At 48.7% G+C, this 16,198-nt stretch carries 10 protein-coding genes; 5 read left to right on the top strand and 5 right to left on the bottom strand.

What is annotated here, in order from left to right; all coding sequences use genetic code 11:
• Window positions 1-193: 193 nt before the first annotated feature.
• Window positions 194-1,102 (top strand): sensor domain-containing diguanylate cyclase, encoded by a 909-nt coding sequence (locus CDA54_RS15750; RefSeq protein ID WP_143452316.1) that lies wholly within the window; start codon window positions 194-196, stop codon window positions 1,100-1,102.
• 10 nt (window positions 1,103-1,112) lie between these two features.
• Here the strand turns inward: CDA54_RS15750 and CDA54_RS15745 are convergent, their stop codons facing one another.
• Window positions 1,113-1,595 carry a hypothetical protein gene (locus CDA54_RS15745; RefSeq protein ID WP_099035994.1) on the bottom strand — a complete coding sequence of 161 codons (483 nt, stop codon included), beginning with the start codon at window positions 1,593-1,595 and terminating at the stop codon, window positions 1,113-1,115.
• A gap of 135 nt (window positions 1,596-1,730) precedes the next feature.
• Here CDA54_RS15745 and CDA54_RS15740 point away from each other — a divergent pair, with 135 nt between their 5' ends.
• A complete protein-coding gene (locus CDA54_RS15740; RefSeq protein ID WP_099035993.1) occupies window positions 1,731-3,086 on the top strand; it encodes a DUF3300 domain-containing protein in 1,356 nt (451 codons plus the stop codon).
• A 131-nt stretch (window positions 3,087-3,217) separates the two neighbouring features.
• Window positions 3,218-5,089, top strand: coding sequence for a DUF885 domain-containing protein (locus CDA54_RS15735; protein ID WP_099035992.1), 1,872 nt, complete (start codon window positions 3,218-3,220; stop codon window positions 5,087-5,089).
• Window positions 5,090-5,459: 370 nt separating this feature from the next.
• Here the strand turns inward: CDA54_RS15735 and CDA54_RS15730 are convergent, their stop codons facing one another.
• Window positions 5,460-6,203, bottom strand: coding sequence for a L,D-transpeptidase family protein (locus CDA54_RS15730; protein WP_229748179.1), 744 nt, complete (start codon window positions 6,201-6,203; stop codon window positions 5,460-5,462).
• 132 nt (window positions 6,204-6,335) lie between these two features.
• Between CDA54_RS15730 and alr the strand changes: the two genes are divergently transcribed.
• Window positions 6,336-7,418: an alanine racemase gene (gene alr, locus CDA54_RS15725; protein ID WP_099035991.1), complete on the top strand. Its 1,083-nt coding sequence runs from the start codon at window positions 6,336-6,338 to the stop codon at window positions 7,416-7,418.
• A 105-nt stretch (window positions 7,419-7,523) separates the two neighbouring features.
• On the opposite strand, the gene CDA54_RS15720 is transcribed toward alr, so the two are convergent.
• The 3 genes from CDA54_RS15720 to CDA54_RS15710 form a co-directional block, all read right to left on the bottom strand.
• Window positions 7,524-8,312: a MurR/RpiR family transcriptional regulator gene (locus tag CDA54_RS15720; RefSeq protein WP_099035990.1), complete on the bottom strand. Its 789-nt coding sequence runs from the start codon at window positions 8,310-8,312 to the stop codon at window positions 7,524-7,526.
• Window positions 8,313-8,417: 105 nt separating this feature from the next.
• Window positions 8,418-10,904: a penicillin binding protein PBP4B gene (gene pbp4b, locus CDA54_RS15715; protein WP_099036022.1), complete on the bottom strand. Its 2,487-nt coding sequence runs from the start codon at window positions 10,902-10,904 to the stop codon at window positions 8,418-8,420.
• Window positions 10,905-11,175: 271 nt separating this feature from the next.
• Complete coding sequence (locus CDA54_RS15710; RefSeq protein ID WP_229748180.1) at window positions 11,176-14,184, bottom strand: carboxypeptidase regulatory-like domain-containing protein; 3,009 nt, start codon at window positions 14,182-14,184, stop codon at window positions 11,176-11,178.
• A 633-nt stretch (window positions 14,185-14,817) separates the two neighbouring features.
• Here CDA54_RS15710 and CDA54_RS15705 point away from each other — a divergent pair.
• The gene (locus CDA54_RS15705; RefSeq protein WP_099035989.1) at window positions 14,818-16,197 is read left to right on the top strand and encodes an SH3 domain-containing protein; all 1,380 of its coding nucleotides are present in this window, start codon (window positions 14,818-14,820) and stop codon (window positions 16,195-16,197) included.
• The last annotated feature ends 1 nt before the right edge of the window (window position 16,198 follow it).

Genomic DNA, 16,198 nt, shown 5'->3' with positions numbered 1-16,198 from the left:
TAGAATGGGGCTTTAGTTGCGGCGCAATTCTAACGGTTTTGCCCTTTTGGGTAAACCAAATTCCACCTTTATCATGCAAGTTTTTACCGCTGAGGAATCACACCGACGATGGTTTTCTAGATCCAGGTCAAAAGATCCTTTAACAGTTCCATTACAATAATAATCTGAGTCTGTTATCAGGGGTGTCGAAAACGTGGATATATCAACGCCAACAATGGTTTTCGACACCCTGTTACAGGCCCTTCCTGATGCCGTTCTGGTTGCGGATCGCAATGGCAGAATCATTATGTGTAATGACCAGCTATCACAGTTATTCGGTTATAAAAAAAGCGAACTGATAGGGCAAACCGTTAACATTCTGGTGCCGGAAACGCAGCGAAAGCAACACCAGAATAAACTCATGAATTATATGGCTGAACCGAATCGTCGTACGATGGGTAAGATTATGTCGCTGGCCGGACAACATAAAAATGGCGGTCTTGTTGCTGTTGATATCATGCTCAGCCCCATCATCCTGGAAGATAAAACCTGGGTTATCTGTTCCATCAGAGACATAAGTGAATTACAACGGCTGCAGTTATCCCTTAAACACGCCCTCGATAAAGAGAAAAAGCTTGCCCGTATGGATTCTTTGACCAATGTGGCTAACCGGCGCGCTTTCTATGAGTTTGCAGAAAAAGAAAAAGATCGCAGCCTTCGTCATAGTCTGATATTCACCCTGGTGTATATTGATCTGGATAACTTTAAACTGGTTAATGACCGCTTCGGTCACAATACCGGTGACAAATTACTTAAAATGGTCGCATCGAATACCCTGCACAGCATCCGAAGCTCAGATATGCTGGCAAGACTGGGCGGCGATGAATTTGGAATTTTACTACCGGAAACAGACGCGGCGCTGGCCAGAAAAATGATGACCAGACTGATCAGAAAGCTTGAAAAAGTGATGGATGAAAATCAATGGCCGGTGAGTTTTAGCATTGGCGTATTAACATGTCAGAATGCCAACACCGCCTTTGAAGACCTGATGAAAAAAGTCGATGGGCTGATGTACCAGATTAAACATCAGGGTAAAAATGCGATTAAATATTGTATTGAGTAATCACCACCAGTTACTCAAGGACGGGCAATATTTCTCTGGCCGCTGTCTGACTAAATTGCTGATGCATAACCTGATATTGCATAAAACTGGCAAAGCCTTCGGCAAACCAGGCATTGTTACTGCCAAGATAGGGTAACGCCAGGTGACTTAATTCATGATACAGGGTCCAGTCCCGGGTAAAATGCTCCAGGGAAAAACGACTATCGACGTAAAGGTGAACTGATTGCGCACCTGCCCGCCATGTATTCGCCCATGGCACAGGTTGCCTGCCCTGACGGGGATGCAGGTGCAGCTCCATGGTAAAGGGATACGTCCCGAACACCCGCTTCGTTTGTATAACGCCATGATCCAGCCACTGGTTTAGTTTTTGTTGATGCTCTGAGGTAAACCGCTGTGCTCCTTTGATAACATAGGTCTGCGGGTGTTCATCTCCCTGCAGCACCGCAGAGATCAGGAATAAAGCTGCGCACCACCATCTGATTTGTATTCTCATGCCTTATCCGGTTACGCCAACTTATGGTTATTAATTATACCAACCGAATCAGCTTTTCAGTTCACCTTTAATTCAGCCGGGGTTAAGGCCCGATTGTCTATAAAGCAATAGTGATTCGTTAAACCGGAGGCAATTATGCCCACTTTACCCTACTGGAAAGCCCATCTTCGCTTACTGATTATTCTGCTGCTGGCACTGTGTGTCGCGTCCGTTACACAGGCGGCACAGACCGATGAACAACCGGACGAAGCCTTGCTCGACAGCCTGCTAGCTCCTGTCGCACTGTATCCTGACACCCTTTTGTCACACATACTGATTGCCGCCAGTTACCCACTTGAAGTGGTTCAGGCATCGCGATGGCGCGCGCAACACCAGGATCCTGATCAAAGCGACATAATTGACAAAGCCGAAGATCAGGAATGGGACCCCAGTGTTAAAGCACTACTGCCCTTTGATGATATTCTTTCACGTATGAGTGAAGATCTGCAGTGGACCCAGAATTTAGGTGAAGCGTTTATTGCCGATGAGGAGCTGGTGCTGGCCAGAATTCAGGTACTGCGTCGTAAAGCGTATGACGCTGGAAACCTTTATTCCAACGAAAATGTAGCGGTAGAACCAGAGCCGGAAGTGATCCGTATCGAGACCATTCGCAAGGAAGTGGTATATGTGCCTTATTACGATACCCGTACGGTTTATGGTGACTGGTGGTGGGCTCATCATACCCCCCACTACTGGCATAATCCTTATGCCCATGCTTCAGTCAATATTTTTTGGGGTCCGCGCATTACGGTAAGGCCCTATTTCTACTTCAGTAATTTTCACTGGCAAAACCACCATATCGTGGTCAACCGCCCCCACTTTTACAAACGGCCGAGATACTACCCACGTCATACCGTCATCATTCGCGATGGTAAACGCTGGCATCATGAGCAGAAACATCGTCGTGGGGTACAGTATAAAAACCCCGTAGTACACAGAAAAGTCAACAATCAGCGTGTCAGTCTGAGTCGTGAAAGCCAACAACATCCCGTCAGAGTTTTAGGAGCACAAAGCCGGGCTGTGAGATCCAAAGAATCTGTTCGCCATCATCAGGCTGTGCAGCACAAACTGCATAAACAATCAAAAACGCAAAGGCCGGTGCACAAATACGGCAGGTCGGTTGAACAGAGTCGAAACAAGGCCAGCGATACGGTTAAGTCTCCTACGCAACGTGCAATCAGACAAGCCAGGAGGATGCGCTCTGAATCTGTAAACAAGGGGCTTCACTCCGCAAAAGGGATAAAGCGGAAACCTGTTCCGGCTGGCAAAACCAAACACACCGCAACCCGCAGCAGATCTCAGGTGCATAGCAGGCAGAGACCTGAACGTACCCAGCGCCTGAAAACGAACCATACCCGGACGCACCAATCCAGAGCGGCAAAGACTGTGCAACACACTAAGCCATCACGTCATATTCGCAATAATGACAAGTCAAGGATACAGAAACACTGAACCATCATAGTCGCCCAAGCAGTAAATGATCAGACAGAATCCGTGGGTTTCACGGTAAAAGCCATGCCATTTCACCCACAAACGGAGTAAGTTAAGCTAATAAAGTCATTTTTTAACTGAAGAGCATCGCAATGTACTCAAAAAGTCTGATCAGTTGTGTTATCGCCATGTCGCTGGCGGGTTGCCAGCCTGATTCCACCACCCAAACACAGAGCAGCCAGGCTCAGGAACCTGCAGCGCAGCAAACTCAGCAACAAAATGTCAGAGCCGAAATTGACAGGTATACCCAACAGTTTCTGGCACTTCAGCCGGCTCTGGCTACCATGCTGGATATTCCTGAAGAGCTTGCAGGGGGGCCTTATAACCATCGCTTGCCGGATTATTCTGCAAAAGGTATGCAGGCAGTGCAGCAGTTGATGGCAGAGGCGTTGGCGTCATTGGAGAAAGCCGATAATCAGCAGTTAGATGAAGATACCCGCCGGCATGTGAATATCGTCAAGGTGATACTGGCCTACTATGCGGGTGATAAAGACTACAGTGCAGGATACATCGATACCTGGGCAGGTCACCTTCCTTATATCATAAACCAGATTTCCGGGCCGCTGATTGATATCCCCAAATTAATGCAGGTACAGCAACCGGTGACCAATGCGGCTCAGGCAGAAGCTTATCTGCAAAGACTGGAAGCCCTTGAGCAGATGACTAACCAGGTGGTCGCTAAATTTCAGCAGGATCAGCAACAGGGGGTCAGACTGCCCGCCAATCTTATCCCCGGTACGCTGGATTATTTTGAACGCTTTGTGGCACCACAGCCATCTGAACATTCACTGGTCACAAGCTTTGCAAAGAGGCTGGAAAACGTTGAATCACTGGCTGACCAACGTCAGGCGTTAGCCGATAAAGCCGCTCAGCTCATTGCCACAAAAATCTATCCCGCCTATCAGCGCGCTCAGCAGGTGGTCGCGGATTCAGTCGAACAGGCGCCTGAGGGCGATGGTATCTGGGCACAACCGGGAGGTGAAGGGTTTTATCAACACGCGCTCACCTATCTGGGTGATACGCAAATGAGCGCAGAACAGGTACACCAGACCGGGCTTGATGAAGTAGACCGGATCAGCACTGAGATGGATACCATTCTTAAGGCCAATGGCTATGAAGAGGGCACGGTGGGCGAACGCATGGTGGCCCTTGCCAGTGAGCCACAATTTCTGTTCGGGGATTCCGACGAAGGGCGCCAGGCTTTGCTGGACTCACTGAACGTAGAAATCGATGCTATCATGGAAATGGCGCCTTCTTTGTTTGCCACCATGCCAAGTCAGTCTGTAGAAGTCCGTCGTATTCCAAAAGTGTCGGAAAAAGGCGAAGCAGGTGGTTTCTACACGCCGCCTTCGATGGACGGTAAACGCCCCGGAATCTATTGGATAAATCTGCGTGATATGTCGGCGGTACCCAGTTTTGGTCTGAAGACCCTGACCTACCACGAGGCCGTGCCGGGGCACCACTTTCAGATTGCCCTGAATATGGCCCAGCAGGATATTGGCCTGATGCGTCAGAACGCACCGTTTAACGCCTTTGTAGAAGGCTGGGCACTGTATTCTGAACTGGTGGCCGAGGAGATGGGCATGTACCAGGATGACCCGTTTGGCGATCTTGGGAGACTGCAGGCAGAACTTTATCGTGCAGTGCGTCTGGTAGTGGATACCGGGCTGCATGCAAAGAAATGGACCCGCGAGCAGGCCATTGAATACTTCCATACCGCAACCGGAACCTCTATGACAGACGTCGTGGCTGAAGTGGAGCGCTATATGGCCTGGCCTGGTCAGGCGCTTGGCTACAAACTGGGAATGCTGAAACTGGTTGAGCTACGGGACATGGCCAGACAACAACTGGGAGAGGATTTCGACCTGAAATTTTTCCATGATCTGATCCTGCTGCCAGGAGCACGGCCGATGAGTATTGTTGAACAGGATGTGAAAAACTGGATCGCTGAAAAGCAAAAATAACCACAGAGGCGCGGGGGGAGTGATTAGTGCTGAATGATGAATAAAAAGCTATTCACCACAGAGTCACAGAGAACACAGAGGTATCATAATTTAAGTCGTCAGTTGTCAGTAGGGGCGAAGGCGGATACAGGGATAGTTTGTTTCGCGAACCGAAGCATCAAGCGCGGGGCTGGCTCGAAGGATGGAACTTATTCACCTGACACCGCCAGATTAACCATACAAGTCCAATAAATTGGACCCTACAGGGGAACGCGGTGTAGGGTCGAATTCATTCGACTAACAACGTTGGCTCAACACCATTAGCTTACAAAATAAATATTTTTAGCCCTCTGTGTTCTCTGTGCCTCTGTGGTGAAATCTTTTGAATACCTTACAGCGCCGGTAGGCCCCAGGCAGACTGGCGCTTTATATATTCACCACGCGGCAGCAATACCATGGCAGGCGCGTCATCGGCATCCAGCCAACGAATTAACTTATCCATGACTTCTGCCGGCATTGCAGTGCAACCCGCTGTAGGTTTATCGTCGCCACGCCACAAATGCAGGAAAATACAACTCCCGGCACCGGGCACATTCTTCGGGTTGTGGGCAACAAACACGCCTTGTCGATATAGCTCATCACCATAGTGCAGATCACGGCGCATCCCCTCTGAAGATCCTTCAACGGCGTCTTCTCCAACAACACTGGCATCAACTATCTGGTTGTAATAAGCAGAGTCATTGACATCCATACAGTAGTGGCTGCCCTGCATCTGCTGGTAAGGTATCTCCAGTCCGGACAAGGCCTCATAGCCAAAACCACTGGTCAGCGCAAAGATTCCGGCAGGGGCTTTACCATCCCCTTCTTTTTTCTGCTGTCCCGGCTGAGCAGGATGAAGTCCAATACCCCAGGCCGAACCGGTACGGCCAATGGTTACACCAGAGCTGTATGGCTGAGCCTCCCAACCATTGTCAGTACGGACATAAGTTTGCAGTGTCCCGGTGATCCCGTCCCAATCGTCCGTCGTCACCACCACCAACTGTTGCGTTTCGTCGGGAACCTGCCAGGCCGCCTCAATCGGCAGACTGGTAACCACCAGCAGGCCCATAGAAAGTTTGAGTAGTGTGTTCAACATATTAATCCTTATCACCTTAGCAAGATTAGTGAATAATAGAGCAAGCCCACTCAAGAATAAACTATTACTAATATCTAAACTTGTAGTAAGTTAATATTCCTCATATAAGTTGCATTGGAGCCCTTTTCAGATATGACGTACAGGCCAAGTTTCGCCGAAATAGACCTTAATGTTATTCGCAACAATTACCAATTGAGTTGTCAGCAGGCTCCCGCATCAAAACAACTGGCAGTGATCAAGGCAAATGCTTATGGTCATGGTGCCGTTCAGGTAGCGAAGCAGCTGGAGGATATTGCACCGGCTTTTGCCGTCGCGTTTATTGATGAAGCCCTGGCATTGCGTGAGGCCGGGATCCGTTCTCCGATATTAATTATGGAGGGATTTTTTCGCGCACAAGAACTGAGTCTTGCTTCAGAAAAAGGGTTCTGGCTGATGCTGCACAGTCCGGAGCAGATTGAAATGCTGGAAAAAACACCTCTGCCATCACCTCTTAACTGCTGGTTAAAAGTAGACACTGGCATGCACCGGCTTGGCATCCTCCCTGAACACGTGCCGGCAATACTGGAAAGACTGACTAAAAGAGGAAAGCTGGCTCAGTCGCCCGTACTTGCAACCCATATGGCTAACGCGGAAGAGATGAATAATCCGCTAAACCAACGGCAGATTGATCGATTAAGACAACTGGGAAAAGATACGAACAGCCCACTGAGCCAGGCCAACAGCGCCGCACTGATGCAACTGCCTGCCAGTCATAGTAACTGGAACAGACCGGGTATAATGCTCTACGGCTGCTCACCGCTTGTACAGCGCTCGGAGCAAATTGGCCTGCAACCGGCCATGTCAGTATACAGCGAAATTATCGCCATTCGGGAGCTGAAAAAAGGTGATGCCGTAGGTTATGGCGGTTGCTGGCAAGCCCGGAAGCCAAGTCGTATTGCCACCCTTGCCATCGGTTACGGAGATGGTTATCCACGCAGTACAGACAGCCAGTGCGAGGTGTTTTTGCATGGCCAGCGAGCTACCGTGGCGGGCAGTGTCTCTATGGATATGCTGGGGGTGGATATCAGCCATATCCCTGAGGCCAGAGTCGGCGATAAAGTGGAATTATGGGGCAACAATATACCGGTAACAGAACTTGCCCGGCGGGTGAACACGTTAAGCTATGAACTGCTGACCCGCGTTAACCAGCGCCTGCCCAAACATTTTGTTGATTAAATTCCCAAAAGCACGAAAAAGGGGTCGTAGTTAATTATCCGGCTCTGCAAGTAGTCGTATACCGGCCAGGATAAAATAATTAACTACGACCCCTTTTTAGGTTATTCACTCACGGCCACGCTGCAGCGCAATGATCAGCATATCCATCAGATAAGAAAGGTTAATTGCCTGTGGTGGCAGTAACAGTTGGGGTACCTGCGTATCTACCAGCATCTGCAGGGTAATATCACACATACTGGGCAGCTTGGTATCACCATACTTGCATATACCGATGATTTTATTCCGGTGGCTGCGGTTCAGTCGAATCAGTTCCTGCAGATGCTCATCGCAGTCTTCCAGGCTGATAATCACCAACACCTTATCTTCCACTACCTGATCGGCCAACAATAGATCGAGCCGATAGTCTGCTATGTGCTGTACCTGCTTGCCCAGTTGACATAACCCCTGAGCCAGTCGGGTCGAAGGGTACAAACCTTCCCCCAGCCCCTGCAGTTGCACCCATTTGGCTTCTGCCAATACATTCACCGCATGTACAAAAGCATCAGAGGCTTCCACCTCAGCAAGATATTCAATGGTTTTTGCTGATTCCTCGCGGATAAAGTCGGTAATAGATTCTTTCTTCTGCCGCCGCGACAGGGGTCCATTGCTGGTATTCAGCCCGATCCCACGGGCCAGACTCTCGTTCACAGCCAGCTTCAGATCCGGATAGCCCCTGTAGCCCATTTTCTGACTGAACTTGACCACACTGGACTGGCTGACCCCCACTGCACTGGCGAGTTGCTGTGAGGAGTAGTCCCTGAGCAAATGGGTATTATCCAGAATAAAATCAGCCAGCTTCTTCTCACTGGAAGAAAGGTTGTCACGCATGGCTTTCATTTTCAGTAAACAGGTCAATGGCTTTCCCTACTGCAATTGCATTTTTATTGTTGTTTATCTGCATAGAATACCGCTTTTTATCTCTGAGTCATCCCTGGAGTCACAATTTTGACAGGCAAATTGTCAACGAGAGATTACCGACTCATATATCAGTGAGACAATACTGCCATAGCGGCCCAGTTCGAAATCATCGCCGGTAAAGCCATAGAGATCATCTTCCAGATTCACAACGGGTGTATGTCGCCGATTAGTCAGCAACACAATCGCCAGATCATATTCAGGATCCACTACGGTCACGGTACCCGTCCAGCCGGTATGGCCGATGGCCTGAGAGCTGGCGTAAGGGCCAAAATGCCAGCGACGCTCACCATTGCCTGCCCGGCGCCAGCCGAGCCCCAGCGTAATATCCATATCAGACGCTTTGGTAAACTGATCAAGCACAGAGGGAGCAAAGATTTGCTGTTCACCGTAACCGCCGCGATTAAGCAATATCTGGGTCAATACGGCCATGTCTTCTGCGCTGGAAAATAACCCGGCATGGCCGGCGACGCCTTGCATGGAGTAGTAAGCTTTTTCGTCATGCACCTCTCCCTGCAACACATAATCGCGGATATTATCAAAGCTGACCCGCCCGCCACGGCTGTTACCCTGTATCTCGGTAGCCGCAAACTGACTCTTAACAAAGCCTTTTTTAAGCGGAGTGAATTTGCTGTTACGCAAACCAAGAGGCTCATAAATCTGTGATTCTACATAGTGATCCAAACGCATACCGGTGACTCTCTCCACCAGCACTCCCAACAGCATAAAGCCGGTATCGCTATAGACAGGCTTAAGACCACGACCGATTTCCAGCGGCACTTCGTTGAGCAATAATTGTGCAGTTTTGTTCTTATTCTGAGAGAAAAAAGCCTCTCCGAACTTGTTCTCCCGTTCGAAAAAACGCACTTCCGGCCCATACCCGGCAGTATGATTCAACAAGTCCTTGATCCTGATCGCCGACCTGCCCTGCCCCTTAAACTCTGGGATATGGTCCGAAACCTTGTCATTAAAGCTCAGCTTCCCTTCCGTCATCAGTTTCATAAGCGCAAAATTCGTGGCGAACATCTTGGTGTTGGATGCCATATCAAACAATGTGTCTTTACGCATTTGTTGTGGCTCAGGCAGCATTAAGCCGTTATCGTCGTATAAGCGCTTATTTCCGTACGCAGAATGCTTGATCACCTGTCCATCTTTGACCACCAGCAATACTGCACCGGGGTAACCTTGTTCTATTTCTGAATTAATCAGCTTATCCAATGCCGAGAAATCATATTGGTTATCTGCTGACTGCTGCAGCGTTGGATACGGAATTCTGACCCGTATACTGGCCCCCTCAGGCCGAACATTTTCTACCCGCAACTGATTAAGACCATCATGAGTGCGCCGCGCCAGGGAGTAGCGATATTGTGCCTCTGGCGCAAAGGGCTGCTGGATATTGAGCTGGTCGCCATTGACATAAATGTCAGCAAACTCGGCGTCCAGACTATCGATAATGATCTCTCCCTGCCCGGCATAAGCCTGAAAAGATCTGCGATCATTCACCAGCACCCTCTCGCTGGGCTCCGGTTCCGGGAAGTGGCTGTCGACCTGCCCCAGAGGCTCTACAAATTCAGCCTCCGGCACAGCTGTTTGTTCTTTTTTATAGCGCTCCATCAAAGGCGCTATTTCTTTCGGAAAGTACTTATCAATCAGCGCAAACAATGTAGCAGCGGTTTTATCGGTGGCTTCTCCACTCACATGCCAGGGTAAGAAATGCATCTGAAAAGCAGATAAAGTATCCAGTGTCTGGGCATCCATACGACCGGTTTCCTGAATACCGTATCCGTACGTTCTCAACGCTCTTTGTATTAATCCTAAAGAAGGCGAAGCCTTGGTAAATTGCTGCCAGTAATCATTGACTGTGTCATTGTCATACCAGGCACCAATGCCTTCCTTATATAACTGATACCAGGGAAATCTGGGGCCCGGATCGTTTTTACGACTGGGGGTAATGTCAGAGTGGCCGATCACCTGCGTGGGACCAATATCAGGGTGACGTGCCAGAATGTCTTTGGAGAGTTTTACCAGTAAGGCGATCTGTTCAGGGTCAAAGTCGGGGAAAATACATAACCTGCCATCGCCGTGTTCATTGCCATTGTGAGGGTCGCTGAAATGGTGCCCCATTTCCCGCTCGCATTGCGGCACATTGACGATTTCAATACCAATAGACTGATCGTTCAGAGCCTTTCGACCTTGCCAGTAACTGCGGCCTGCGTGCCAGGCACGGTTCTGTTCATCCACCAGCTGCAGCACCTTCAGTTCTTCGTCAGGGTAACTGTCATCAAAACGCTCAGGAATCAGATAGTGAGAACTCACATAGGGCCCTTTAACCAGGGCATTAACTGACCTTTCGTAGTCTATGGCAGTAAAGTGCATCACCAGAAACTGTACTCTGTGGTTATAGGATTTGGCAGGCATCTGCTCGATTGGCAGACTGGTGCACCCAACCAACAGGAACAAAACAAAAAAAGCACTAAAACGCGCGGGGACGACAATGGAAAAAGGTGAAAGAAACAGAGATTTTACTTTCATATGAATCAGTATCCGAATTCTGTCTAACTCAAATGGCTTTATTAAACAGGTATCTAGTAATTTAATCGCCGAAGATTTGTTCCCGACAATCCCGGCATACCGTCCCTCCCTGGACATCGCCGGGAAGTGTTCCCGACAATCCCGGCATACCGTCCCTCCCTGGACATAAAAAATCCCCGCTATACTGCGGGGATTAAAACAGGTAGCCCCACGAAGGGGAAGCAAACCCAATGGCACTCCATTGCCGGTACAACACACAACATCTAATTGATTAGAACGTCAGGTTAACCGATAACTGCACTCGACGCGGCAAAATCAGGTCACGTGGTTGACCAAACGTCTCGTTAGATACGTAAGGGTCATAGTTGTAACCGGTTTGATTGTCGAACACGTTATAGATATCGGCAGCAAACTCGAGATTAATATCATCGGTCAGCGCAAAGTCCTGACGATAGTTCAGGTCTAACTGCCAGTGACTGGACTCACGACGGCTTCCCGCCGGTTCAGCATAACGGATAGTCGAGCTGGAATAACCGTACAACGTTCCATCCCAGGCTTCCCAGACATCCCCTGACTGGAACAGGAAGTTGGCGCCGATATTCGCATTCCAGTCTGTGGTGTAGTAACCAAACAGTTTCACTTTGTGCGGCCGGTCGCCATTCAGTGTACCGTATTTGCCATCCCACAACTGACGGCCAATACCATCGGCCAGTAATGATGAACCAATAAAGCGGTTCGCATCAGAAACACCACTGGTTATATCCTGGTCGTAGTTACCGTAGTAATGAGACCAGACATAAGAGGCATTGATATACCAGTTATCACTGAAATATTCACCCTCAAGGCTGACTTCCCAGTACTTATTCTTAGCATCATCCAGTTCGGCGACAACATAAGAAGAACCACCTACTTCGGCCCGATAATCTTCCAGCTCAGGAATATAAGGTCCCTTAGCTGCGATATGATCCGGTACACCACCAAAGGGTCCGTCATAATCATACTCTCTAGAATAGTTCCAGGTATCTTCCCAGGGGTGTGAGGCTTCGCGGTGGCGAACGTGACCTCGCAGCATCCAGCCGCTCTCCAGGTTCTTGGTCATACCAATAGTGAACTCATCAGTACGACGGGGCTTAATGCCTTCCTGGAAGAACTTGCCGGAAGACCCTGCTCTGGGATCGTTGCCGATATAATCGCCGTTTTCATCGAAATACACGTTCAGTGTAGCCTGACTATTACGCGCCCAGGACGCCGCACGGGCCAGTGAACTGGCGGATGGATTGTAGCTGGCAAAGTTAGCAAACACGGTGGAATCTGGCTGGAACTGCCAGGTCACACCCAGGCGTGGCTGAATCATATCCTGCCAGTCAACGGTGTACATCTTGTACTTATTGCCTGGCGCCAGTTCATAACCAGAAACATTAGAAGAGTTTTCACGCAAGCCCTGGCCATACAGAATATCTTCACTGATCAATACACCCACATTGTAGATGAAGTCACCATGCTCAATGGTGTCATTGATCTCCAGATTGTAGGTTTCAGTAGAAGAAGAAATCGGTGGTACAGACTCACCGTCTTCACCTAAGAAGCTCATCTGCTCTACAATGGCCTGATAATAAACCGGCTGATCACCAGTGTAAGTATCTGGTGGTAAGCCACCGGTATAGGAAATAGAACCCCAACCGTTCGAGCGGCGAGCCAGAACCTCTTCGCTTTCCTGCCACTGGAAACCAAAATGCAGCGTATGATAACTGCTACCGATCTGCATCTCATGATCGACATTAAACTCGAACATATCGCGGTAGAAGTTCTGTATACCGATGGTCGACCCCACACCAACATCGCCACCGCCCTTCAGCTGGCCGTCTTCGGTATAACCATAACGGTCAATCAGCGCCTGAGCACCGGCTAAGTCATAGTTAGGATCATCTTGATTAGTGGTAGGAACATTAAACAGCCCCAATTGGTCCAGATTACCCAGATCCAGCGATGCCCCAAGCTGCGGCGTCACATCAATCAGATTATCGGGCTGGCCCTGTGTTTCATAATCCCAGGTACTGTAGCTGAATGTAACGGTAGTGGCATCACCCACGTAGTAAGAGCCATCCAGCGTAAAGATCTGCTCTTCTACCAGTCCACCGGTGGATGTTGAATCCTGCGCGAACGCACCAACAGAATCTCCCTTGGTTTCTTCTTCGGAATCACGCAGGCTGACGTTAAATAGCATATCGGCGATCGGTGCCCAGGTCAGCTTGGCAAAATACTCGTTGTCTACCAGCGAGTAATCTTTGGTCGGACCATAAGCCGTTTCTTTGTTAACACGCTTATCTTCGGGGCGGTAATAAGAGCCGTAGAAGAACAGTTCATCTTCAATCAGAGGCCCGCTGAAACTGCCAATAATCCAGCTTTTGTCCAGCGTTGAGCTCTCTGCGGCTGTATCGTCGGTAGTATCCCTGTCAGCAACAAAATTGCTGTCCTGCAGGCGATATTCGACACTGCCCTGAAATTCATTGGTACCGGATTTGGAAGTGGTATTAATGGCAAAACCACCGGAGCGGTTAAAACCAACGGCTTTGGCACCACCGCGATCGATGGAAACGTTGGCAATATCGTGCGTTGACGGAGAAGACGCCAGATTACCAAACAGCGGCAAAGACACATCCACGCCATCGAATGAATACTGGTTATCACGACCGGAACCACCTGCAGAGGGGCCCAGAACACTGGTTTCAGTGTATTCTACCCCAGGTACAATTTTCAGCAGATCACGGTAAGACTGGCCAATGGGCAACCCTTTAATGGCATTTTCACCAAGCGAGTTACTCAGAGCCGAGTCACCCACACGCACCAACTGGGTTCCGACAATAGTAATCACTTCCGCATCCGAAGTTTGCGCAGGTAAAGTGATATCCACCGAAGAAGTCTGATCCAACAAGACTTCAAGCTGCACGGTCTGACTGGTACCGTTTTCAGCTTCAACCTTAACGGTATAAACACCCGGAATCAGAGACGGTAGTCTGAAACCACCGTTGGCATTCAGTTTAGTGCTTCTCGCCTTAGGCATATTCGGGCTACTGGCAGTGACGGTTACTGTAGTCGGGTCCATATCGCCCTGAACAGTAACTTTACCGCTTAATCCACCTGTTTGTTGCGCCAAGGCGGGAGCCACCATCATCGAACTGGCCAATACGGCGGCTGACACTGTAGTTACTGGAGCACTCAGTGCTCCGCGCATTGCCATGACAATACGCTTTTTAGCAAAAGCTATATCTTTGAGTTTCATAATTTTCGGTATCCCTGGATCAGTTTTGCTTGTTTACTTGTTATTCAACACTTGTGAGTTTGTTTTCTGCTGGCTTTTTAGCCAGTCACTATTAAACCTATCACTCTTTTTGCAAAAATAAAATATTTTATTCCTTTATTATGGTAACCAAGGAATAAGCCCTTCATACTTTCACCTGTTGAATATGTCCCAATCCATAGTCCTCTGCTATCAACCTGCCAACTGCTGACACTGACAACAGCAGACACTTTATCCCTTACCCTGACTAGCCTTAGCGTAGTTTTTCAGCACCCGCCTTCAGGCTGTACCTAACAGAAGTGTAGCAGTTATCTGCAATATTGTATTAGCTGAAAACCTGCAGAATAATAATTTATTATTGATTTAAAGTTGATTTGAAATAATATTCCTTCATACTTTTTAACACAATAGAGCTCTGTGCAGATTCTGGTCAGAAGCAGAGTCACCTTGCCTTGTCAGCATCCGTCGTGGATAAGTGAGTTTACGGATACAAGATTCTGAGGCATTTTAGACTCAGATTAATAGCCTCAGGGGGCTCACTGCCTGTTTCGGCAATTGATATACTGACGGGAAAAAAATCGACCATTAACTCAGGAATTCACAAAAAGAGTCATAATGAAACTATCGTCTTTGCTTATTATTACCGCGACAACACTGGCCCTGAATTGGTCACACTATCTGTCAGCTCAGCCCACAGATGTGCCGCACATTTCACCCCGCCACCTCAGCGCTCAGTATTGGGTAGATAAGACAGAGGATGCCGAACAAAGGTTATTGTCAGCGTCTGCAATACAAGAGCTGAACCAGCATACTTTTAAACAACAATCAGAGCTGGCTGAAACAGATAAACTGCCTGAACAATACGCCAGGGCGCAATTACTGGAGATGCTCAACAATGTCAGCTCCGTGCCCGGCTACAATCGCTTTTTTGCCAATGGCGACCCGCTCACCGAACAAGACTATGCCCGCTATCGTGATAATATGAACCTTGATGCATTGGAACCGAACAATCCCGTTCGTCATGCATTGGTCACCACACGCACTACCATGCGCCGATTCCCCTCCCCTGACAAAGCTTATAATGATGAAATGGATCCGGATATTGATCGTTTTATTGAAACCGGGTTGTTTCCTGGTGATGCAGTGGCAATTTTACACCAGAGTAAAGACGGTGACTGGCTGTTAGCACGAGCCTATCATTATCTGGCCTGGATACCGGCAAAGGATGTAGCCATTGGCAGCAAAGAAAAAGTCTATGGCTTTAAAAATGCAGAGCCTTTTGTAGTTGTCACCGGCGCGAAAGTCTTTACCAATTACAATCCACAACTGCCCCAGCTTTCAGAAAAGCAGCTCGATATGGGGGTGCGTTTACCTTTACTGAGCAATCAGGAGGTAGAGCATAACCTTTATGGCCAGAACCCCTATACCAGCTATGTCGTAACACTGCCTTTTCGTGAAGACGATGGCAGTCTGAGTATTAAGCCCGCTCTGATCAGCAGGAATCAGGACATCAGTAGCGGATATCTGCCTTTCACCCGTGGGAATATTATTCGTCAGGGCTTTAAGTTCCTCGGTGAGCGCTATGGCTGGGGGCATGACTATAATGCCCGTGACTGCACAGGCTTTGTGTCGGAAGTTTACCGGACCTTCGGTATTCTGATGCCAAGGAACTCAACTCAGCAAGGCAAAGGGCGATATGGGATTAATGTGCGCTTTGACCAGAACGCCTCGAAGAAGGAAAAGCTATCAGCCATTAACAACATGGACGTCGGCGATCTTGCCTATATTCCCGGCCATGTGGTGATGTATCTGGGTGAAGATAATGGCCAGCCCTATATTATCCATGACGTACATGGGATGTCTTACCTGGATGATCAGAACAATTATTACAAGGGCATACTCAATGGCGTGTCCGTTACTCCGCTTTTACCCATGCGCTTGTCGGAATCAAGCAGCTATGTGGATAAAGTTTACACTATCAAGTCTATTCGCTAAG

Origin of the sequence: Lacimicrobium alkaliphilum (assembly GCF_002591895.1) — a bacterium.
Classification (GTDB): domain Bacteria; phylum Pseudomonadota; class Gammaproteobacteria; order Enterobacterales; family Alteromonadaceae; genus Lacimicrobium; species Lacimicrobium alkaliphilum.
Note: the sequence above shows the minus strand (reverse complement) of the source record. Positions and strands in the feature narration are given on the sequence as shown.